General features: G+C 64.3%; 14 protein-coding genes and 1 tRNA gene. 6 read left to right on the forward strand and 9 right to left on the reverse strand.

Features of this window, described 5'->3' with window-relative positions; all coding sequences use genetic code 11:
• Positions 1–195: 195 nt before the first annotated feature.
• Both ettA and B7G66_RS14345 read right to left on the reverse strand, forming a co-directional pair.
• Positions 196–1,875 (reverse strand): energy-dependent translational throttle protein EttA, encoded by a 1,680-nt coding sequence (ettA, locus tag B7G66_RS14340; protein WP_003617198.1) that lies wholly within the window; start codon positions 1,873–1,875, stop codon positions 196–198.
• 97 nt (positions 1,876–1,972) lie between these two features.
• Positions 1,973–2,046 (reverse strand) — tRNA-Ile (locus tag B7G66_RS14345).
• Positions 2,047–2,316: 270 nt separating this feature from the next.
• Here B7G66_RS14345 and ppa point away from each other — a divergent pair.
• On the forward strand, positions 2,317–2,844 hold the full coding sequence (gene ppa / locus B7G66_RS14350; protein WP_003617200.1) for an inorganic diphosphatase: 528 nt from the start codon (positions 2,317–2,319) through the stop codon (positions 2,842–2,844).
• 72 nt (positions 2,845–2,916) lie between these two features.
• Here ppa and B7G66_RS14355 read toward each other — a convergent pair whose 3' ends face one another.
• From B7G66_RS14355 to B7G66_RS14385, 7 genes are all read right to left on the reverse strand, one after another.
• Positions 2,917–4,233: a glycosyltransferase family 4 protein gene (locus tag B7G66_RS14355; RefSeq protein WP_003617201.1), complete on the reverse strand. Its 1,317-nt coding sequence runs from the start codon at positions 4,231–4,233 to the stop codon at positions 2,917–2,919.
• Between the two features lie 77 nt (positions 4,234–4,310).
• Positions 4,311–5,630 (reverse strand): hypothetical protein, encoded by a 1,320-nt coding sequence (locus tag B7G66_RS14360; RefSeq protein ID WP_048859321.1) that lies wholly within the window; start codon positions 5,628–5,630, stop codon positions 4,311–4,313.
• Positions 5,631–5,772: 142 nt separating this feature from the next.
• On the reverse strand, positions 5,773–8,850 hold the full coding sequence (locus B7G66_RS14365) for a glycosyltransferase (RefSeq protein ID WP_231106310.1): 3,078 nt from the start codon (positions 8,848–8,850) through the stop codon (positions 5,773–5,775).
• Positions 8,837–10,780, reverse strand: a complete 1,944-nt coding sequence (locus tag B7G66_RS14370; RefSeq protein ID WP_064478858.1) for an SEL1-like repeat protein — start codon at positions 10,778–10,780, stop codon at positions 8,837–8,839. The genes B7G66_RS14365 and B7G66_RS14370 overlap by 14 nt, the downstream gene beginning before the upstream one ends.
• A gap of 12 nt (positions 10,781–10,792) precedes the next feature.
• Positions 10,793–12,283 (reverse strand): HlyD family type I secretion periplasmic adaptor subunit, encoded by a 1,491-nt coding sequence (locus B7G66_RS14375; protein WP_003617208.1) that lies wholly within the window; start codon positions 12,281–12,283, stop codon positions 10,793–10,795.
• Positions 12,280–14,535, reverse strand: a complete 2,256-nt coding sequence (locus tag B7G66_RS14380) for a peptidase domain-containing ABC transporter (protein ID WP_003617210.1) — start codon at positions 14,533–14,535, stop codon at positions 12,280–12,282. The genes B7G66_RS14375 and B7G66_RS14380 overlap by 4 nt, the downstream gene beginning before the upstream one ends.
• Positions 14,536–14,612: 77 nt before the next feature.
• Complete coding sequence (locus B7G66_RS14385) at positions 14,613–15,128, reverse strand: hypothetical protein (protein WP_003617212.1); 516 nt, start codon at positions 15,126–15,128, stop codon at positions 14,613–14,615.
• Between the two features lie 261 nt (positions 15,129–15,389).
• Between B7G66_RS14385 and metH the strand changes: the two genes are divergently transcribed.
• The 5 genes from metH to B7G66_RS14410 all read left to right on the forward strand — a co-directional run bounded on the left by metH (position 15,390) and on the right by B7G66_RS14410 (position 22,645).
• Positions 15,390–18,899, forward strand: coding sequence for a methionine synthase (metH, locus tag B7G66_RS14390; protein WP_003617214.1), 3,510 nt, complete (start codon positions 15,390–15,392; stop codon positions 18,897–18,899).
• Between the two features lie 76 nt (positions 18,900–18,975).
• Positions 18,976–19,416, forward strand: a complete 441-nt coding sequence (locus B7G66_RS14395; protein ID WP_003617216.1) for a nucleoside triphosphate pyrophosphohydrolase family protein — start codon at positions 18,976–18,978, stop codon at positions 19,414–19,416.
• A gap of 232 nt (positions 19,417–19,648) precedes the next feature.
• Complete coding sequence (locus B7G66_RS14400; RefSeq protein ID WP_231106309.1) at positions 19,649–20,314, forward strand: CvpA family protein; 666 nt, start codon at positions 19,649–19,651, stop codon at positions 20,312–20,314.
• A gap of 91 nt (positions 20,315–20,405) precedes the next feature.
• Positions 20,406–21,881, forward strand: coding sequence for an amidophosphoribosyltransferase (gene purF, locus B7G66_RS14405; RefSeq protein ID WP_062809753.1), 1,476 nt, complete (start codon positions 20,406–20,408; stop codon positions 21,879–21,881).
• Positions 21,881–22,645 (forward strand): SDR family NAD(P)-dependent oxidoreductase, encoded by a 765-nt coding sequence (locus tag B7G66_RS14410; RefSeq protein ID WP_003617223.1) that lies wholly within the window; start codon positions 21,881–21,883, stop codon positions 22,643–22,645. Before purF ends, B7G66_RS14410 begins: the two co-directional genes overlap by 1 nt.
• Positions 22,646–22,766 lie beyond the last annotated feature (121 nt).

A 22,766-nucleotide genomic window follows, 5' to 3' on the forward strand; every position in this document is an offset into this window, starting at 1 on the left:
AAGCTTTTTGGAAAAAGCTTCACCAAAAACTTTTATAATTTCAGGATGTTATCGAGCCTGAATTTTCAAACCGTCTCTTATGGGGCCATGGTGCTCAAAGGGTCATACCCCTTGGCGGGGTATGGGGCAAAACCCCATGAAAACCGCCCCACGCGCCCCATCCCGTAACATGGGGACAGCGCGCGTGCTCCGTAATCAGCGTTCGATCGGACGGTACTTGATGCGGCCCGGTTCGGTTGCATCCGGCCCGAGGCGACGGCGTTTGTCTTCTTCATAGGCCTGGAAGTTGCCTTCGAACCATTCGACGTGGCTGTCGCCCTCGAACGCAAGGATATGCGTTGCAAGACGGTCAAGGAACCAGCGGTCATGGCTGATGATCACCGCACAGCCCGCGAACTCCGCCAGTGCGTCTTCGAGGGCGCGCAGCGTATCGACGTCAAGGTCATTGGTCGGTTCGTCAAGCAGGATGACGTTGCTTTCCTGACGCAGCATCTTGGCAAGGTGGACGCGGTTGCGTTCACCACCCGACAGGACGCCAACCTTTTTCTGCTGGTCCGGTCCCTTGAAGTTGAAGGCCCCGACATAGGCGCGTGACGGCACCGCGCGCTTGCCAAGATAGATGACATCCGTCCCGCCGGAGATTTCTTCCCACACGGTCTTGTTGTCATCAAGGCTGAAGCGTGACTGGTCCACATAGCCCAGTTTGACGGTATCACCGATCTTCAGTTCGCCACTGTCGGGCTTTTCAAGGCCCATGATCATCTTGAACAGCGTGGACTTGCCCGCGCCGTTCGGCCCGATCACGCCAACGATGCCACCGGGCGGCAGCTTGAAGTTAAGGTCGTCGATCAGCAGGCGGTTGCCAAAGCCCTTGCGCAGGTCTTCGGCCTCGATCACCGTGCTGCCAAGGCGCGGGCCGGGCGGGATGACGATGTCGGCAACACCGGTCGCCTTTTCCCCGCTCTGGGCCAACATTTCCTCGTAACGTGCGATACGCGACTTGCTCTTGGCCTGACGCGCCTTGGGGGAGGAGCCGATCCATTCCTGCTCCGCCGCAAGGGCGCGCTGGCGTGCGCTTTCCTCTTTTTCTTCCTGTGCAAGGCGCTTGCGCTTTTGCGTCAGCCACGAGGAGTAGTTGCCCTCGAACGGGAAACCACGGCCACGTTCAAGTTCAAGGATCCAGTTCGTCACGTTGTCAAGGAAGTACCGGTCATGGGTGATGACCATGACGGTGCCTTCGTAATCGCGCAGGGTCTTTTCCAGCCAGGAGACGCTTTCGGCATCAAGATGGTTGGTCGGTTCGTCAAGCAGCAGCAGGTCAGGCTTTTCAAGCAGCAGGCGGCACAGCGCCACGCGGCGGCGTTCACCACCGGACAGCTTCTCCACCGGGCTGTCAGCCGGGGGGCAGCGCAGCGCGTCGAGCGCGATCTCCAGCTTGCGGTCGAGTTCCCATCCGTCGCCCGCATCGATGACTTCCTGTAGTTCCGCCTGTTCGGCAAGCAGGGTGTTCATCTCTTCGTCGGACATGGGTTCGGCGAACTTCATCGAAATTTCGTTGAAGCGGTCCACAGCCTTTTTCAGCTTCCCGAAGCCAAGGGCGACATTCTCGCCCACGGTCAGGCTCTCGTCGAGCTTGGGCTCCTGTTCGAGGTAGCCGATGGTCGCACCTTCGGCGGCCCAGGCTTCGCCACCGAATTCCTTTTCGATGCCGGCCATGATTTTCAGCAAGGTGGACTTGCCCGCGCCGTTGACACCAAGGACACCGATCTTGACGCCGGGCAGGAACGACAGGGTGATCCCCTTGAAGACCTCGCGCCCACCCGGATACGCCTTGGTCAGGTCCTTCATCACATAGACATATTGCGTGGCGGCCATGACGGTCAGGCTCCCGAAAGCTGAAGGATATAGGAATGTGCAAGGAACATGGTTGAAGGCCCCTACGGCGAAGGGCCGCGTTCGTGCAACATGGGCCTGCGCCCGGCAGGACTTGAACCCGCAACCAAGCCGTTATGAGCGGCCCGCTCTAACCAATTGAGCTACGGGCGCGCAGGCAGGCCTTGATTCGCGCATGTGCGCGCTTTTTGCAAGATGCGATAGGGCCCGGGGATGCCGAATTTAGATCTTTTTTCACCGACACCCCCCTCACGGCAAAGATGACATACGTGTAACGTCCATGATCTGGCTCATGTCCGTGGGGCGCGATTGACTGTATCGGGCATGGACAGGACACGCGTGATGGCGGGGTGTTGCCCCGCAGGATCAGGCGTGTGAATTCGAAAGCGACAGAATAACCCTTTGCATGGCAGGAGCCATAAAGTGGACGTATCCAAGATTTCCCCGGGCAAGGACGTGCCCAACGACATCAACGTGGTCATCGAGATCCCGCAGGGATCGGGCGTGAAGTACGAAATCGACAAGGACAGCGGCGCGGTCGTCGTTGACCGTATCCTGTTCACGCCCATGGTCTATCCCGCGGCGTATGGGTTCATCCCCAACACGCTGGCGGCTGATGGCGACCCGACCGATGCGCTGGTGCTGCTGCCGGCTGCCGTGGTGCCGGGTTGTGTGGTGCGTGCGCGTCCCATCGGCATGCTGAAGATGGAAGATGAAAGCGGCCAGGACGAAAAGATCATCTGCGTCCCCCACGACAAGGTGCATCCGTACTATTCCAAGGTCGAGAAGCTTGAAGACCTGCCCGAGATCACCCTGAAGGAGATCGAGCATTTCTTCACGCGCTACAAGGACCTTGAAAAGGGCAAGTGGGTGAAGGTGTCCGGCTGGGCCGACAAGGAAGAAGCCGGCAAGGCGATCCTGGATTCCATCAAGGCTGTCACCAAGAAATAATGCCATTACGGGGTGGCGGGCCGGTCGGTCTCACCGCCCCCGTGGTTGCGTCAGGTTGCGTGTGCGTGGGGGTCAGGCCACCACGGCGCGTGCCTTGCGTGTCGGGGTCCTGCGTGTCTGGGCCTTGTGTGCCGCAGTTTTGTGTGCCTCAGCCTTGTGTGCCGGGGCCTTGTGCCCTGTCAGGCGTTCAATCAACGCCATGTAACGGGCCATGTAATCGCCCATGTCCAGCGTGCGGACAGCTTCCGCACGGACCCTGCCCCGCAGTCGCCGTGACAGCGTCTGATCCTCCAGAAGTTCAAGGACACCATCCGCGATGCGCCCCGGCTCCAGGAATGGTACCAGACGCGCGGTTCTGGCGTCCTGTAAGAATTCCCGCACAGGTGGGGTGTCGCTGCCGACGATGGCGCATCCGCAGGCCATCGCCTCCCGCAGGGACCATGACACCACGAACGGATATGTCAGATAGACATGCGCGTCGGAGCGTTGCAGCAGGCCAATGAAACGGTCATAGGGCAGCCTGCCGACGAAATGCACCCGCGCAGGGTCGATCCATGCGCCCAGTTCCGAGAGCATCCGCTCACGCCAGCACCCCTGGGGCGGCGGGGTGCCGTAACTGACGCCATCACCCCCCACCACGATCACCCGCACATCCGTCCGTCCGCGCAGGATACGCGGCAGCGCACGCATGAAGACATGGAAACCGCGATAGGGTTCAAGGTCGCGCGCGACATAGGTCACAAGTTTTTCGCGGGGGGAGATGCGGACATCCTCCAGTGCGAAGGGACGGGTCGCGGCGCGTGGGTCGGGACGGCACTGCGTCAGGTCCACCCCTTCATGCAGCAGCGTAATGCGTGGGCGTGCCCAGTCGGGATAGGTGTCGCGTTGGAAGCGTGTGGGGCAATGGCCCCATCCCGGCTGTGCCAGTGCCTGCAGGTTGAGGGTGTTGCGCGCACGCACCATGGGCGCCGATGCGGCGGGGAAGGGGAATTCGGGGTCAAAGCCGACATCCAGCCCCGATGGATGATAGAAGAATTCATAATATCCCAGCATCGGCACACCGGGATATACATCGCCAAGGTCCAGCAGTTCGCCCCAGCCATGATGGCCAATGATGATATCGGGGACGAAGCCAAGGTCACGCAGCGTGCGCGCCGCCTGCGCCACCTGTGCGGCGCGTTGCATGGCATGGGCGATTTCACCCACGGGGGGTGGCCCGCCAACCTTTGCCGGTGGGGGCATGCGGTATCCCACCCGCCTGACCCCGGGCATCATGCCCTGCCCGGTCTCGCTTATGAAAACAAGTTCATTGCCCCCCTGCGCATGAAGATGGCGCAGGAGGTGCAGGAACTGTCCGGGGAAGTTCTGGTGGACGAACAGGTATTTCACCTGTCACGCCCCCCTGTGCCCGCCCATGGCGCGGGGCCGGGCCGGGGCAGGTGTGGGCATGGTGATGGCATGATGCGTCAGGTCCGGCGCCGGGTTGCGGCCTTCTTGCGTGCCTTGAGCAGCGCCACCCGCGAACCCGGCGCCTTGCGACCGCGACCGGGATGGATATCCCTGGGCGGTATGTCCGTAGCATCGACCGGCGTGTCCCTGACCTGTGTGTCCTTGGCCTGTGTATTCACGGCCTGTGCATCCATGGCCTGCGTGCGCGCCCTGGATGCGGTTTTCGCCGTTACTTTCGCCGGGCTTTTCTTGGTGCCACGCGTTGTGCCCGCGCGTGGGGCGGTGGCCGCAGCAATGGCGGAGGGAGCCTGTTCCCCCGCCATATCCCTGCGCGTGGGGCGGCGGCCGCGTCGTGTGCGTGTTGCCGCAGGTGCTGCTTGTGCCGCTGATACCTCATCAAGCAGGTCGAGTACCTGCGTATCATGCGCCATATCGGCCGCTATGTCGGCATTTTCCGGCATGATGCCCCCCGTCATGTCGTCCTGTGCCGTGCGCGGGGTGATTTCGATCCTGAACGCTTCGAGTGGCGACAGATCATCGGACATGACGGCGATATCCTCCACCGGTCCGATATGGCTGCCATCGATAAAGGTGGCGCTGACGCGGCATATGAACTGTTCCGCGGCCTTGCCTGTCAGGCGCACGCGCAGTCCCAGCAGGGGCAGCGCCATGCCACGGCTGCCGCAATAGGTGCCCCCTTCCACCCAGGGGGAGAACCATCCCTGTCCGAGTACGGCCTGGTATTCGATCTGACCCGGTGTGACGGGATCGTCGGGCAGGATGGAGAAACCCTCGATCCACGCATGGCCACCGACCGTTCCCATCCATTCGTCACATGTGACATGCACATCCCCGCGCCGCTGGATATGGGCGACGATGCCGCTGCCACCGGTTTGGGGTGCGGCGATGGGGGGGGCGGTCGCGGGCCGGGGGGCAGCCTGTTGCATCGCGGTCGCCGGGGCGGCGAATGGCGCCGCCGCGGCGGCTGGTGTCGTGGGGGTATAAAGCCGGGCAACCTGCAGATTGGGCCGCACGTCGTCATGGGCGGGATCGTGATAGGTCGTGACCAGTATCCATGTGGGCCGGTTGTCCACCCGCACCAGCGCCGCACCACGATCAAGGCCAAGCCACCCGTCATCATCAAGGCCACGGATCGTGATCGCACCATCCGGGTCCGTGGGTGAAGGGGTCACGCGCACCCCCGGCAGGCCGCCAAGCCCCCCCATCCCGGGCGGGCGGGCGACGGGGGCGTGAAAGATGCAGAACGTCCCGGGTTCCAGCAGCATCAGTTGCGCGGAGACCCCGACATTGAGGATTCGGTCAGGCCGCCCGGTCATGCGGGGGCGTCCGGCTGGCGGGAATGTGCGCGGGTGGGCTGCACAGGACATGTCAAAGGCCGGGCATGGGCCGGAGTACGGATCAAGGCCGGATTTCCCCCGTTGGCTGTATCGCGTGTCATGGTCGGGCATGCCCTGCCGGTCAGGGCGGCAGGGTGCGCGGCCCATAAGACATGAAAAACATGTTCAATTGGTGAACGCCCATCGACAGCGGCACGGTGGTCCCGCGCCGGGTTGCGCGGATGCGTTCAGCCACCGCCCCGATATCGAACGATACGCAGGGCAGCCCTGCCCGCCACAGCAGCCCCAGCGTGAAGCACCATGTTTCAGGACAGACGGAGGGGACGAACCCGATATCCGCCTGTTGCGCGCGGACAAGGGACAGGGCCTCGGCATCGCCATAACGTCCGGTGATGAAGACATGGCCCGTCGCCAGCAGTTGCGCGTCGTCGGCGGTGTATCCAGCAACGACATATTCCACCGGCAGGCCATGCGCGTGTGCATCGCGCGCCGCGTCACGCAGGATGTCATATCCTTTTTCCATCCCGATCGCGCCCGCCACAAGGACACGTACCCGGCCCGTGCGTGGGTGTGCGGCGATGGTGTGCATATCCTGTGGCACGGGGGTGGCTGCGACCAGTTCGGGGAGTGAAAGCGTGGGGCGGTCGTCTTCAGGCGGGCGGACATGTACGGCCTGCGTCGGGAAATGCCGCGCCAGTCGGCGCGCGACATCATGCGATGGCACGATGACCTGCCGTGCATGCGCCATGTCGTGCCCGAAACGGGTGCGCAGGGCCACGATGCCGCCGTCCCCTTCGTGTTCCTCCCCATCGGGGTCAAGCAGGCTGCCCAGTGCCGTCACGCAGCGGGTGCAGCCGTCGATGTCGGGTTCCCCGCAGTAACGGCCCGACGGCCCGACCATGGCGATACGCGGGCACAGTCGCGCATAATCATGCACATACATTTCATAGGGGACGCCAAGCGCCATGCACAGTTCACGCAGGCGCGGCCCATGGCCCAGTGCATGGTGCCATTCCACGGCGCGCACGCCCTCTGTCCGCAGGAAGGCCAGCAGGGCATCGCGTTCCATTGGCCAGCGGAATGTCAGCACCGGCATTTTCAGCCCCTGCGTCCCGTCGCAGTCTTCCTCGATGCAGAAGCCTGGGGTGTCATGGGGGGAGCTTTCATTGGCGGGACGCAGGATCAGCGGACGTATGCCCCGTGCCCGCCACATGCGTGCGCGTTCGGTGATGACACGGTCCACCCCGCCGCGCATGGAATGGGTGGCCAGCACCACGGCACGCGAAAACCCCTGCGCGCGTGACATGCGCCGCCACAGCACCACCCCCATGCGCCGTCGCGCGGGGGCCAGCGGGTCGCGCGCCACATGATCGCGGATCAGGGTGTCATATCCGGGGTAAAGGCGGTTGATTACCCACAGGTTGCGTTGCATCAGCGTATGGCGCGCCATTCCGAACGATGCGCCGCCCACATGCCCGACAAACGCGCCGGGGGCCGCGACATGACGCCAGCCCAGCCGTGTGGCCCGCATGCAGAAATCGTTTTCTTCTCCATATCCCTGCGCGAACAGCTCGGTCCGTAACGGGCCGGTCGCGTCCAGACAGTCATGGCGGATAAACATGCAAAAACCATGTGCGGTGGGGATATCCACCGCCCGTCCCGCATTGGCGGTGCGTGCGGCATCCATCAGCATATGCACCTGTCGTGCATCGGGGGGCGGGATATCGCCGGTATCGGCGTGCGGGTCGGGCCATGTCAGGATGCTGGCATCGTTGGAAAAGGGGGTGACGGTGCCGGTGTCGGGCCGCCCATATGCCACGATCGCCAGTTCCTCCAGCCAGCCCGGCGCAACCAGGGCATCGCTGTTGAGGAGGACGACATCATCCCCCCCCGCATGCGCCAGCCCCGTATTGACGGCATGGGGAAATCCCCTGTTGGTTGCATGGCGCAGCAGCGTGATCGCACCGGTTGTCCCAAGACGGTCAAGGTCTGCGGCCAGCGTGGGGTCCGGTGTGGCATCATCCACAACGATGACAGACATCACAAGGCCACTGGCGGATTGCGGGCGGGCGTGCAGGACACTGTCGATACAGGCCAGTGTCAGGTCGCGGTTGCCATGGGCGGGAATGATGACATGCACCCGCCCATTGCGTGACGGCATGTCGCGACGCCGTGCGCCTGCCTGCGTCGTTCCCGCGCGCCGTGGGGTGGGCAGGGGGCCAAGCAGGATCGGGCTGCCGGGCAGGTCGCATCCGCCGGGGGTCTGCACATGCACGCAGCCGGTGGCGGGCAGGGCGTTGCGTGTAATGTGGAACGCGCGTGGCCGTGCCAGTGGCGGCAGGCCGGGGCAGGGGGGCGTGGCCTGTGTGGCGTCGTGTGGGGGGACAAGTGTCGCGCCATGGGCGTCGCGTATCAGGATGCGCGGCGTATGCGCCGGGTCTGCCGGGTGCCATGCCCATCCCCGGATTCCACCCCGGTCAAGCCTGACCGCCCCGACGATACGACGGATGGCGGCGGGGTGTAGCGGGCTGCCCAGCAGGTCGCGCCCATGGGGGTCCGTGGCCGTCATCGTCGCAGCCCGCGCGGCCCGGTCGGGCAGGGCGTACGATGTGGCCGATCCATGGCCATCACGCGGAACCCGCATGTCGGCCCTGACCGCGATATCCCCGGTCTTCATGTGTGGGGCCACGCCTGCGGGCAAGCCGCCCCAATGCACGGTCCCGTCGCCGGTCATGCCGATCCATCCCGGCAGGTCCAGCGCGGTGCAGACCCGTGTGGCGCAGCCCCCGATGGCATCATCGAACCCATGGCGTGACAGAACATGGGCGACGATCGTGCGGGCATCCGCCCATTGTGCAAGGGCGATATGCGCCAGCGCCAGCAGGGTCCACCCCTCGCGGAAGTCATGTCGGCGCATCAGGGGGTGCAACAGGCGTACGACACCCGCATGATCGCCCATGCCCATCCGGCCCACCGCCAGTGCGAATGCAATATCCGCATCCTGCGGCGCCAGACGCCACGCCCGTTCCAGCCATGGCCCGGCCATGGCGTCCTCCCCCCGTGCGATCAGTGATTGCGCATGGCGCATGGCGGCGTGGGCATCCCCACCGGTGGAAGAGTCGTGGGGGAGACTTTCCCCCGAACTTTTCCCCCTGGGGGCGTCCCCCGGTGGCAGGGGCGCAGCATTATCGCGTGGCACGTGCATCCCCCGATGCCTGCTTGCGTGCGGCTTCCCCCGGCATGGCCGTGGGGGGGGCGGTGCGTATGGTATCAGGCGTTATGGCGTCATTTGCGGTGTCAATGGTGGGGGCATGTGCGGCGCCATGCGAAATGTCGGGGGCAATGTCGGGCACGCAGGCAACGGACAGGCGCGCCAGTTCCCGTGTCGCCTGCGTCACGCCCTGTGCCTGCGCGCGGCGCAGCCATATGCGCGCGCGCGCCAGGTCGGTCGTGCCCGCCAGCCCCCGGGCGAAGTAGCGCCCCAGCATCAGTTGCGCCAGCGGGTTGCCCCTTTTTGCGGCTTCGGCGAACCAGTGCTGTGCCTGCGCGCGGTCGGGGGGGACGTCATGCCCGCCACCATACATCGCCCCCAGCGAAAACATGGCATCGGCCAGCCCCTGTCGCGCAGCTTCGTAATACAGCGCCAGCGCACCGGCATGGTCACGGGGGCCACCCTGTCCCGTCACGCGCATCTGTGCCGCCACGGCCTGTGCTTCCGCCATGCCGCTGCGTGCGGCCTGTTCGATCCAGTGGCGGCCCGCCACCGTGTCTGCCGTTACGCCCTGCCCACCCAGCAGCATGCGTCCGTACCAGTACTGCGCATTGACCACCCCTGCCTGTGCCGCCTGGCGCATCCATTGCGCCGCGTGGATGGGATCGGGGGCGTGGCCGAACCCTTCAAGAAGGCATTTGGCGTAATTGAAGGCCGCGACCGGATCACCCCGCGCCGCCGCCCGTGCGAACCTGTCCGTCAGCGTGCGGTGTTCATCCCCGTCGGCCTCGCCGTCCCTACCGGATGGTATGTGGCGCGTGGGCTGGTCCGCCATGTTGTCGAGTATGGCGGCAAGGTCCGCCGTCGCCGCGTCGTCCCCACATGCGACCGCACGGCGCAGCCAGTGGGCCGCCGCGCGTGGGTCGGGCATGGGCAGGCCCCGGCCGGACATGCACATCATCGCCATCATGCGGCACCCGTCGGCGCGTCCCCCCTCCGCCGCGCGCCGGTACCATGCAACCGCCTCATGGTCGCTGGCCATTTCGGCGATGCCGCGCGCATGCAGGTCCCCCACGACGATTGCCGCCTCCCGGTCGCCATGCAGGGCCGCGCGGCGCAACCATGTCTCCGCGCGCAGGACATCACGCGCCACCCCCCGCCCGCGCAGCAGCGCCATGCCATAACGCGCGCAGGCGGGACGGATATCCTGTTCGGCGGCCTGCTGGTACAGTTCCGCCGCCGCCCCAAGGTCCACCTTTCCCCCGCGCCCGGTTTCATGCAGCAGGCCCAGCACGTAACACGCACTGCCCAGCCCTCCTGCCGCCGCCCTTTGCAGGGCGTCCATCGCCGTTGCCGCATCCGCCTGCAACCGCGCAAGGCCCAGCCCCAGATATCCCTGCACGCATCCGGCTTCGGCCGCGAGGGTGCTCCAGCGTTCCGCCGCCGCGATGTCGCGTACTTCCTGTGGCCCGTTCGCCAGCAGGTGACCATACAGCGCCTGCGCATCAGGCAGCCCCATTTCCGCCGCGCGGCCGATCCATCGCGTGGCTTCCACCGGGTCGTGCTCAGGGACAGGCATTGCCTCCCCACCAGGCAGCAGAGTCTGCGCCTGATCCGTGCGCGGGATGTCCAGCAGCAGCAGCATGCCGAACGTAAAACATGACTCCGCATGTCCCGCCTGCGCCCCGCGCAGCAGCCACCGCGCGCCCTCGGGAACACTCAGCGGCGTGCCGGTCCCGTCGAGATAGGCTTGCGCCACGCGATACTGCGCCTGTGGCATCCCCTCGCGCGCCATCTGGCCCAGCAGGGCGAACCCGCGCGCCGCTTCCCCCCCTTCAAGCAGGCGGCAGGCGTGCTCATAGGCGGCCTTTGGTGCGATACCTGCAAAGAAACGGTCGAAAACGCGCGTGATTTTCATGGTGCCGGCAAATCAGGGTTCGCGCATGCCGTCAGTCATCGCAGGCACCAGCTTGTTCAGCAGGTACTGCATGATGGTGCGTCGCCCGACATGGATATCTGCCTCCACCGGCATGCCGGGCTGTGGGCGGAAGAAGGGGGGGACGCCATGCAGGGTATAACGGTCGATCGCCAGCCGCACGCGGTAATAGGCCGATTGTGGGTCGCCCGTCACATCCGGGGCGCCACCCTCCTGCGCCGTCATGCCGCCCGCACTGTTGCCCCCCCCGACAAAGGAGTCCGCGCTGATGACGCGCACCGTCGCGTCCGCCCCACCATATTGCGTATACGGGAAGGCAGAGAATTTCAGCAACGCCCTGTCGCCGGGCCGGACATAGCCGACATCCAGCCCCCGCATCACCGATTCCACCTCCAGCCGTCCGTCAACGGGCACAAGCGTCATCAGCGGTGATGCCGCCTGCAGCACCGATCCGGTGGACAGGCGCGCGATGCTGAGTACCACGGCATCCTTTTCCGCGCGCATCTGCACCAGCGTATGGTGCAGCATCGCCTTGCGATAGCTGCTGTCCGCATCGGCAAGGTGATGCTGCGCGACGCTGAGATCCTGATAGATCGTGGCCTGCCAGTTGCCGATATAGCCATCGCGCTGCGCCTTCATCGCGTCCAGGCGCGCGCGTGTGGCATCCGCGTCGTGGCGGGCGGTGATCTGTGAACGCACGACCTCCATCAGGCTGTCCTGCGAGGCAAGGGTGGACAGGCGGCTGCCGACCTGTTCGTGTTGCAGGCGTACGCGCATGTCGCGCACATCGCTTGCCACCTTCGCGCGCGCGGCATACATCGCCGTGCTGGCCTCATATCCCTGAAGGTCGCTTTGCAGCCCGACGATCTGGCGGTCGTAATTGGCCACCTTGGCCGAATATTCGGACCTGCGGCGCATGAAATCCGCCGCTTCCTGTATCGAGGCCGGGTCGGACATGTCCGGGACGTAATCGTGGCCTGCCGCCTCCGCCGTCAGGCGCGCCACTTCCGCGCGATAGGACGCGGCCTGCTTGCGCATGTTTTCCACGTCGGCATCGCTGATGGTGGGATCAAGCTGCGCCAGTACGTCGCCCTTGTGGACAATATCCCCCTCATGCACGTCGATCGAACGGATGATCGACGTTTCCAGTGGCTGCACCACAAGGGTGCCATCCGCCGCGACCAGCCGCCCGTTGGTCATGACCACGCGATCCAGCGGCAGGAACGTCATCACCAGCAGGCCCGCGATGGCAAGCCCCCCGATCACCCAGATGATATACAGCGCCGCATCCTGTGGCGGCATGTCGATCAGCGCCGCGCTGGGGGAATAGAACTCCAGCAGGCCTGGCGGCATCGCCGGTGTCGTGTCGTTGTCGGCACGGGGGAGCAGGCGGGCGAGCCTGCGGCCGGTATCGGCACCTGTCGCGCCGTGTGTGCCGCCATCCGGGGCGCTGGCATCATGGGGGGTCATGTCGCGCTCGCTCATTCTTCGGGCTCATGAAGGTCGGGCAGCATGTCTTCGCCCGATGCGGCCGGGGGGGACGACTGGTGCCGGTTCTGCTGCTGCCACAGGGTGCGATAGATCTCGCATCGCCGGAGCAGGACCGCATGCGGGGCGATATCGACCACCTTGCCCTGATCCATCACGCAGATCTGGTCACATTCCATCAGCGATGACAGCCGGTGGGAGACGATGACCATCGTGCGCCCATGCGCCAGGCGTTGCAGGTTCGCGTTGACCAGAGCCTCGCTTTCGGGGTCAAGGGCGGATGTCGCCTCGTCCAGGATCATCAGGCGCGGGTCTGAAATCACCGCCCGCGCGATGGCAAGGCGCTGGCGCTGCCCGCCGGAGATGTTGGTGGACCCTTCCTCGATCCATGTTTCATACCCTGCGGGCATGCGTTCGATGAACTCTTCCGCCCCTGCAAGGCGGGCCGCGCGGACCACGGCCTCCATCGTCAGGCCGGGCCGGCCGGCGACGATATTGTCGCGGATGGTGCCACGGAACAGGAAGTTGTCCTGCAACACCACCCCACACGACCGGCGCAGGTAGGTCAGGTTGATTTCACGCAGGTCGATCCCGTCAAGCCGGAGATAGCCGGTATAGGACCGGCTGACGCCCTGCAGCAGGCGCGTGATCGTGGATTTGCCCGACCCGCTGCGTCCCACCAGTCCCAGCATGGTGCCCGCCGGGACATTGAATGTGACATCCGACAGCGCGGGTGTGGATGCGCCGGGATAGGTGAAGCAGACATCGGAAAAAGACAGCGCCCCGTGGATGGGCGGGCGCATGCCGGTGGTCAGGGCCTGCGTCTCGGTGGGGCGGTTCAGCACCGATCCCGCCTCGCCCAGGGAGGCGCGGACATCGTTGAGATCGTCGATCAGGCGCGCCAGCCCCACCAGCGGGGCCGCGACCCGGCCGCCAAGCATGCTGAAGGCCATCAGCGCCCCGGCTTCCAGCCCGGTGGAGGTGGAGCTGATGGCCAGATAAGCCCCGATCAGGATGATGCCGCGATTGATGAACAGGTCGAGCGGCATGACCATCATGTTGATCCAGTTGCCCATCCGCCCCGACGCCAGCGAGGTGCGCACGACATCGGCGGTGCGTTCGTCCCACAGGTGGCGACGGCTTGGTTCCAGCGCCAGCGTCTTGATGGTGCGGATGCCCGAGACGGTTTCATACATGACGGCGTTGCGCGCCATTTCCGCGTTGACCTGCCGTCCCACCAACCGGCCCATCGGGGCCATGCCGATGACGACCACCAGCCCGATTGCGCCGGCGGCGGCGATCGTCATCCATGCCAGCGTCGCGCTGAGCCAGAACAGCAGCGGCAGGATCACCACCAGTGTGAAAAGGTCAAGGAAGGTGGACAGCAGCCGCCCCGTCATGAACTGACGCACCTTGTAGATGGCGGATACGCGCCCGATGATGTTGCCCGCCTGCGCACGTTCGAAAAATTCCAGAGGCAGCGCCAGCAGCCTGTCGAAGACCGTGAGCGAGATTTTGGTATCAAGGCGCGTACTGATCACCAGCGTCAGTTCCCGCCGCCCGTAGGTCAGCAGGGTTTCATAGAAGCTCATGACGATCACAAGCCCGCTGATGGAAATCAGCGTCGCCATGGAGTGGTAGTTCACAACCCGGTCGATCACCTGCATGACGATCAGCGGCGGGAAGATCGCAAGGATGCTGATGACCATGGAGGCCAGGATGATATTGCGCAGCAGGGAACGTTCGCCCATCACCATGCGCGCCAGCCATGCGGCGTCGATCGGGGGTTCGGACTGGCGCGTCTCGCTGCGCGCACGCACCAGCAGGACGTCGCCTGTCCATGCCTGGTGCATGCGCAGTTCGTCCACCGCCACAGGTGCGCTGCCCTCCGGGGCGAACGGGTCCACCAGCCAGACGACGCCATCGCCGGCATCCGCGCCAACCATCAGCCCCGCCGAACCGTCGGTGAACATCAGCACGATGGGCGGGATGTCGCGCATCTGGACCAATGTGGCCCACGGCATGTGCATCCCGCGTGCGCTCAGGCCGTTTTCTTCCAGCCAGCGGGCAAGGGACGCGACGGAGGGAACCTCCTCGCCCGGTTCCGCCCGGTAATCGCGGACCTCCAGGTCGATACCATGAAATTTCGCCGCCCGAACCACCGCCTGCAACCGTATCGTGACGGGTGCGTGGGGGTCATCTTCCGGTGGGGGAAGGGCGGGATCTGTCTTCGGGTCCAGATAGCCCACGGCGATCCCCTGCTTGCAAGACTTTGGCCAGATGAAGCCTGCAAACTAGGTCCAGAAAGCAAAATGTTTCTTAACGCCTAGGCATTTTCGATATCCGTGGCGTCAACCACGCGATAACGCGCGCGGACAACGACGTCGGTCGTGACGTCGCGACGCAGCGCAGGCATGAAGGCGGCGTCGGCGATGACCACCACGCGTGTGAACCATGTGATCCCACCTGTCGCGCGCCTGCGGAACAATGCGCCCAGCAGCGTGCCGATTCCGCCGCGTCCGAGACAGCACCCACATCCCGGCCCATGCCCGAACGCGGTGGGCGAGGGCGTGGGCAGGATTTCCACCGCCGCCCACCCGTCCGCCACCTGTCCGCCCGTCGCCTGTCGGTCCGCCGCCTGTCCATCCGTCGTCAACGTCGCCGGGCGCACCGCGTGGGGCGGCATCGCGTGGGGCACAGGCCCGACGCGCACGAGTACGGTATGGGCATCAGGTGGGGGAAGGGGTGTCGCGGTGGCATGCAGTTCAAGGCGGATGCGTCCGTCATGTGCTCCATGCGCATCATGTACGTCCATATCGGGGCGTGGCGCGATGTTGTGCATGACGGGTATCCTTATGTGATATCGTATGGCCCGGCGCCCACCCTGTGTGCCGCCCGGCATCTGGCCGGAACGTCGCGGGTGGGCGGGGGGGTGGCGCGAAGTGCGTCACTCCCGCATGCCCGAACTGGACAGGCATGCGGGAGTGAGGGAATAAGTGGGCGTGGACCGGTATGTTTGCGATACCGTTTGCAATTCATCCTCCATGCGGCCCCGTTCGCGGCGCGGTAACATCTTTTGCGCATATGACAGATCAGGATACCCATGACCACTCGTCCCCATCTCCTTGACGCCCTTCGTGATCAGGTCCTGCTGTGTGATGGCGGGATGGGGTCGCGCGTCCAGCTTCTCGATCTGGAGGTGGAGCGTGATTACTGGGGGCAGGAAAACTGCACCGAAATCCTGAACCTGTCGCGGCCCGAACTGGTGCGTGAAATCCACCGTGGCTATTTCGAGGCCGGGGCCGACATGGTCGAAACCAACAGCTTTGGTGGCTCTCCCATCACGCTGGGGGAATTCGGGCTTTCCGATCGGGCGCGTGAGATCAACCGCACCGCCGCCCATCTTGCCCGTGAGGCGGCGGAGCAGTTTTCGGATGGCCGCCACCGCTATGTCGTGGGGTCGGTCGGGCCAGGGACAAAGCTGCCGTCGCTGGGCAATATTGATTATGATACGCTTGAATCCGGGCTTGCGGAACAGTGCCGTGGCTTGATCGAAGGCGGCGTGGACTGCCTGCTGATCGAGACGTGTCAGGATACGTTACAGATCAAGGCGGCGGTCAACGCGGGCAAGATCGCGCGCGCCGAACTGGGCACCGATACCCCCATTTTCGTGCAGGTCACGGTGGAAACCACCGGCACCTTGCTGGTCGGTCCCGATATCGGGGCGGCGGCAACGGTGGTCAATGCGCTCGATGTGCCGGTGATGGGCCTGAACTGCGCCACGGGGCCGCAGGAAATGGCCGAACATGTGCGCTGGCTGTCGGAAAACTGGCCGGGCATGATTTCGGTCCAGCCCAATGCCGGCCTGCCCGAACTGGTCAATGGCAAGACACATTATCCCCTGACGCCACAGGATATGGCAACATGGGTCGAACGCTTCATTGTCGAGGACGGGCTGAACCTGATCGGGGGGTGCTGCGGCACGTCCACGCCGCATACGCAGGCGCTTGACGCGATGCTGCGTCGCCGTGCGCAGGAGGCGGGCGGCAGCCTGCGTCCTGCCCCCGTGCCGCGCAGGCCGGTCTGGATCCCCTCTGTCGCCAGCCTGTATTCGCAGGTGCCGCTGCGCCAGGAAAACAGCTATTTCTCCATCGGGGAACGTTGCAACGCCAATGGGTCGAAGAAATGGCGGCAGTTGCAGGAAGCGGGCGACTGGGACGGCTGTGTCGCCGTCGGGCGCGAACAGGCGGCCGAAGGGTCCAACGCGCTTGATATCTGCACCGCGTTCGTCGGACGCGATGAAATGCGCGAGATGAATGAGGTCATCACCCGCTTCACCTCCTCGGTCAATGCGCCGCTGGTGATCGATTCGACCGAAACCCCGGTCATCGAGGCCGCGTTGAAGCTGCATGGCGGCAAGCCGATCATCAATTCGATCAATTTCGAGGATGGCGAAGCTGCCGCCAATGACCGCCTGAAGCTGGCGCGTAAATTCGGTGCATCGGTCATCGCGCTGACCATTGACGAAGTGGGCATGGCCAAGACGGCCGAGGACAAGTTGCGCATCGCCACGCGCCTGGTTGATTATGCCTGCAACCAGCATGGCCTGCCGCAGGCCGACCTGATGATCGACCCGCTGACGTTCACCATCGGCACGGGGGTGGAGGACGACCGCAAGCTGGGCCTGTGGACGCTGGAGGGTATCCGCCTGATCCATGAGCGTTTCCCCGACATCCAGATCGTGCTGGGCCTGTCGAACATTTCCTTCGGGCTGAACCCGGCGGCGCGCGCGGTGCTCAATTCCGTCTTTCTTGACCATGCGGTGCGCGCAGGCATGACGGCGGCGATCGTGCATGTTTCGAAAATACGTCCGCTGCACCTGATCGCGGAGGAAGAGGTGAAGGTGGCCGAGGACCTGATCTTTGACCGCCGTGCGCCGGGATATGACCCGTTGCAGCGCATGCTTGAACTGTTCGCGGACCGCAAGGCCGCTGATGCGGTGAAAAAGGTGCGTGCCGAAACGGCGGCGGAACGCCTGAAGGACCGTATCGTCGATGGCGACCGCAAGGGGCTGGAGGATGACCTGGCAGAGGCGATGCGTGACATGGCCCCGCTGGATATCATCAATACCGTCCTGCTCGACGGGATGAAGGTGGTGGGCGAACTGTTCGGGTCGGGCAAGATGCAGCTTCCCTTCGTCCTGCAGTCCGCCGAGACGATGAAGGCCGCCGTGGCGTGGCTTGAACCGCACATGGAGCGCAAGGAAGGACAGGCGCGCGGCACGATGGTGCTGGCGACGGTCAAGGGCGATGTCCATGACATCGGCAAGAACCTGGTGGACATCATCCTGACCAACAACGGCTATCGCGTGATCAACCTTGGCATCAAGGTGCCGGTGGCGGACATGATCGCCGCCGTGCGCGAACATGGTGCCGATGCGATCGGGATGTCCGGGCTGTTGGTGAAATCGACCGTCATCATGCGCGAGAACCTGGAGGAAATGAACCGTCAGGGGATCGAAACGCCGATCCTGCTTGGGGGTGCCGCACTGACCCGCAATTATGTGGAAGAGGACTGCGTCGCCGCCTATGGCGAGGACGGGCGCGTGGCCTATGCCCGCGACGCGTTCGACGGGCTGTCGCTGATGGACAAGGTGGTGAAGGGCGAATTCGATGCCTATATCGCCGCCATCCAGTCGCGCCGCGCAACCAAGGCCGCACGCAGCACGCCACGTGATCTGGAACAGGCGGAAAATCGTGGCTTTGCCCCCGCCGACATTCCCGCCGCGCGTGCGCGGCGCGAACGCCTGACGCGTGATGAACCGGTGATTGCCCCCCCGTTCTGGGGCGCGCGCGTGCTGGAAGCGACGCCCGAAGCGGTGCTGCCGTTCCTCAATGAACGTTCGCTGTACCAGTTCCAGTGGGGGTTTCGTAAACAGGGGCGTTCCCTGGATGAATTCATGGTCTGGGCGCGGCAGGAACTGCGCCCGGTCATGCGCCGCATGCTGGCGATGTGCGCGCAGGATGACATCCTGCGCCCGCAGGCGTCCTATGGTTACTGGAAGGCGGCGGGCGAGGGGAATGACCTGATCCTGTTCGATGCCGATGGCACGACGCCGGTGGCCCGTTTCACCCTGCCGCGCCAGCCGCGCGCGGATGGGGAATGTATCGCCGATTTCGTGCGTGACATCGACGATGCGCAGCGCGACGTCATCGGCCTGCAGGTCGTGACCGTGGGGCAGAAGGCGTCCGACATCGCACGCCAGTGGTTCGAGGCCGACCGGTATCAGGATTACCTTTACCTGCATGGCCTGTCGGTGGAGATGGCCGAGGCGATGGCCGAATATACCCATAAACGCATCCGTGCCGAACTCGGCTTCGCGGCAGAGGACGCGCGCGACATGAACAAACTGCTGCAGCAGGGCTATCGCGGGTCGCGTTATTCCTTCGGCTATCCCGCCTGTCCGCGTCTGGAGGAGCAGGAACCGATCCTGAAACTTCTGGATGCTGAAAAAATTGGCGTGACGCTGACGGATGGCTTTCAGCTTCACCCCGAACAGTCGACTTCCGCGCTGGTGATCCTCAACCCCCACGCCAAATATTTCTCCATCTGATGGGGCGCATCGCGCGCGCAGGTGATGCCGCGTGCGCGTTGTTGACCGCGGACCCGTTGGCCCCCATCATCGGTCCATGTCCCATCCCGTCCCCCCTGACCGTGCCGATCCGGATTCTGGCCTGCGGGCCGGGAAGGTGATGGTGCGGCTTTATGAACGCCTGCGCGCGCGGGCGGGCAATGACGGCGCGGCCCCTGCGGGGATCGCGCCCGATGCACGGGAACTGGCGCATATCCGCGCGGCGGCGCGGCAGTTCACCATCCATGCCGAACAGTGCCTGCTGGCGCTGATGACCGAGGAACATGGCGAACTGGTGCGCCACAGTGCCGATGCCTTGTCCGAACTGGTGCGGACATGGGTGGCGTGTGGCGTCAACCCCGAGGATGTCTGGATCGAACTGGACCGTCGTACGCGCATGGGCAACCTGTTGCTGGCGTTGAACACGGCCGAACGGCAGAACACGGCCCCCGTCCTGCGCCGTCGCCCGTGGAAGATCCGCACGACCAAACTGCCGTAAGGTCCATCCTGCGCCGCGCATGGGAAACAAAAGAATTTTCTGGCGAGTTTTGTGCCCCTCCCCAAAAGAAGTGCCGCATTTTAAAAGAGGCGACACCAGAGATTTCTATCTTTCCGCCAGCGGTTCTGCCCCCCATCCGCAATGTTGGTCATGCGGGGGATGAATTGATGGTTTTCCCCCTATGAACCGTAACGGGCAGATGGCATAAGCACCCCGGCGGCGGGGCATCGCCATGGGTGCGGACGCCCTGTATTCCCGCCGGAACAGAAGGAACAGCGCGATCCATGGATCGGGTCCATGCCCGCAGCGTGCCTGCCATTGGGGCACGCAGGATTTTTGCCCGGTTGATCCCTCCTCGCCTGTTTTGCGGCGGATGAACTGGATCGACATTGCCTGCCTGTCCATTGTCGGGCTGTCGGCGGTGGTTGGCGCCGTGCGTGGCTTTTCACGCGAAGTGCTGGGCATTGCCGCATGGGCCATGGCGGGCGTCCTGTCCTTAAGCTGGCACGGTTTCCTCATTCCCTATGCCGCGCAATGGATACATACGCCGCTGCTGGCGCGTGCGGCCGCGCTGGGGATAATGTTCATCGCGCTCCTTGTGGTTTTCACCACGACAGCCCATCTGTCGGGTCAGGCCGTGCGTGGTTCCGTCCTGGGTGGAATCGACAGGGCGCTGGGGCTGCTGTTCGGGGTGCTGCGCGGGTATGCGTGCCTGCTTGCACTGTATATGGCGGTGTCTTTTCTCATGCCGCAGGACGCATGGCCCGACGCCATGAATGACAGCCGGATTGTCCCCCTTATTGGCGACAGTACGACGTACCTGTCGCATTTTACGTCCGATTCCATCACACCACATCTTGCGCAACCGGCGCGAACGCGTCATGACGCGCCAATCTGAACCTTCCGCCGGTCCCCGCCGCCGCTGTCCGCCAAGGAAAGATCGCTGATCCATGTCCCGCATCCGCTTCTCCGCCTCGTCCGGTTCTCCCATGCAGGCATGCGCGCCGAACGATGACGTTCCGGCCCAATGGCATGATGATGACAAGCCGCATGAGGAATGTGGCGTCTTTGGTGTATGGAACACCAAGGGGGCGTCGGCGCTGACGGCGCTGGGCCTGCATGCGCTGCAACATCGTGGGCAGGAAGCCACCGGCATCGTGTCCTATGACGGTGAACGTTTCCACACGCACAAGGGCCTGGGCCTGGTGGGTGATGTCTTTGGCGATGCGCAGGTGATGGCAACCCTGCCGGGGCACAGCGCGGTCGGCCACAACCGTTACGCCACCACGGGCGCGACCCTGATCCGTAATGTGCAGCCCCTGTTCGCCGATTTTGAATTCGGTGGCCTGGCCGTGGCGCATAATGGCAATCTCACCAATGCCGAGACCCTGCGCAAGGCGCTGGTGCGCCGTGGCTGCATCTTTCAGTCCACCACCGACAGCGAGGTGTTCATCCACCTGATTGCCATTTCGCTGTATGCCAGCGTGGAAGATCGCCTGATCGACGCGCTCAAGCAGGTGCTGGGCGCGTATTCGCTGGTGGCGCTGTCGCGTGACGCGCTGATGGGTGTGCGCGACCCGCTGGGTGTGCGTCCCCTGATCCTTGGGCAAATCCCTGGTGAGGAGGGCGAAGGCCCGACCTGGGTGCTGGCGAGCGAGACCTGCGCACTTGATATCGTCGGCGCGGAGTTCGTGCGTGATGTGGAACCGGGCGAGATTGTCGTCATCAATGATGAGGGCATTCGCTCCATCCGGCCCTTCAACACCAAGCAATCGCGTTTCTGCGTCTTCGAATATATCTATTTCGCGCGTCCTGATTCCGTCATGGATGGCAAGGCGGTGTATGACACGCGCAAGCAGATCGGCGTCGAGCTGGCCCGCGAAAGCGCGGTGGAAGCTGATGTGATCGTGCCGGTACCCGATTCCGGCGTGCCGTCGGCCATGGGCTATTCCGTCGCCAGCGGCATTCCCTTTGAACTGGGCATCATTCGTAACCATTATGTGGGCCGTACGTTCATCGAACCCACCGACCAGATCCGCAACCTTGGCGTAAAGCTGAAACATTCCACCAATCGCCCGGTACTGGATGGCAAGCGGGTGATCCTGGTGGATGATTCGATCGTGCGTGGCACCACCTCGCGCAAGATCGTGGACATGGTGCGCGCGGCAGGTGCAAAGGAAGTGCATATGCGCATCTCCTCGCCGCCGACAATGCATTCGTGCTTTTATGGTATCGACACGCCCGAACGCAGCAAGCTGCTGGCCGCACAGCACAACCTTCAGGAAATGGCTGAACTGATCGGCGTCGATTCGCTGGCGTTCATTTCCTTTGACGGGCTGTATCGTGCGCTGGGTTACAAGGATCGTGATGCGGCGTGCAACCGGTATTGCGATGCCTGTTTCACCGGCGATTATCCCATCGAACTGGTGGACTACAACGCTGAACATCCCAACGTCCCGGCGTGATGCCGCCCCTCGTGCGCCGATTGCCTGAAGGGTCGGTCGCACTTGTAACCGGCGCCAGCCGGGGGATCGGGCGCGCGATGGCCTGCGCCCTGGCCGAAGCCGGTGCGCACTGCATCCTTGTGGCGCGGACGGTGGGCGGGCTGGAACGCACGGATGACCTGATCGCCGCGCGCCATGGTGACGCGGGGGACAGGACGGCGCAGCGGGCCACGCTGCTGCCGATGGACCTTACCGATGGCGCGGCGCTTGATCTGCTTGGCCCATCGGTCATGGCCCGGTTCGGGCGACTTGATATCCTTGTTCATTGTGCTGCGACGCTGGGTGTGCTGACACCTGTGACCCATATGGATGTGGCGGCATGGCAGGACTGCCTTGCCCTGAACACCACGGCGGCATGGCGGCTGATCCGCACGACGGCCCCCCTGCTTGAAGGGGCGGCACATGGGCGTGCCGTGTTCCTGACGGATGCGCATGCCTGTGTCCCCGCGCCCTTCTGGGGTATGGTGGCGGCATCACGCGCGGCGCAGGATGCGCTGGTGCGGACATGGGCGTGTGAAATTCCGGCAACGTCCGGCCTGCGGGTTAATCTGTTCGATCCCGGAATTGTTGCGACACGGATGCGCAGGCAGGCCATGCCCGGTGGTGATCCCGCCCCCCTGCCGCGCCCGGAACAGGTGGCGCGGCAGATCGTGCCCCTGTGCCTGCCCGGTGAAATGCGACACGGACAGCGTATTGTCGCCATGCCTGTTGTGCAGCAGGGCTGATTCCTGGGTTTTTGGGACAGGCCCTGCCATAAATTTCTTTAGAGATTATTTGAAAACAAACCATTGGTAAAAAACAGGAAAAGTTTTTGGGTGTCGCCTTTTTTCAAAAAGGCGACGTCTT

Origin of the sequence: Novacetimonas hansenii JCM 7643 (assembly GCF_000964405.1) — a bacterium.
Classification (GTDB): Bacteria; Pseudomonadota; Alphaproteobacteria; order Acetobacterales; family Acetobacteraceae; genus Novacetimonas; species Novacetimonas hansenii.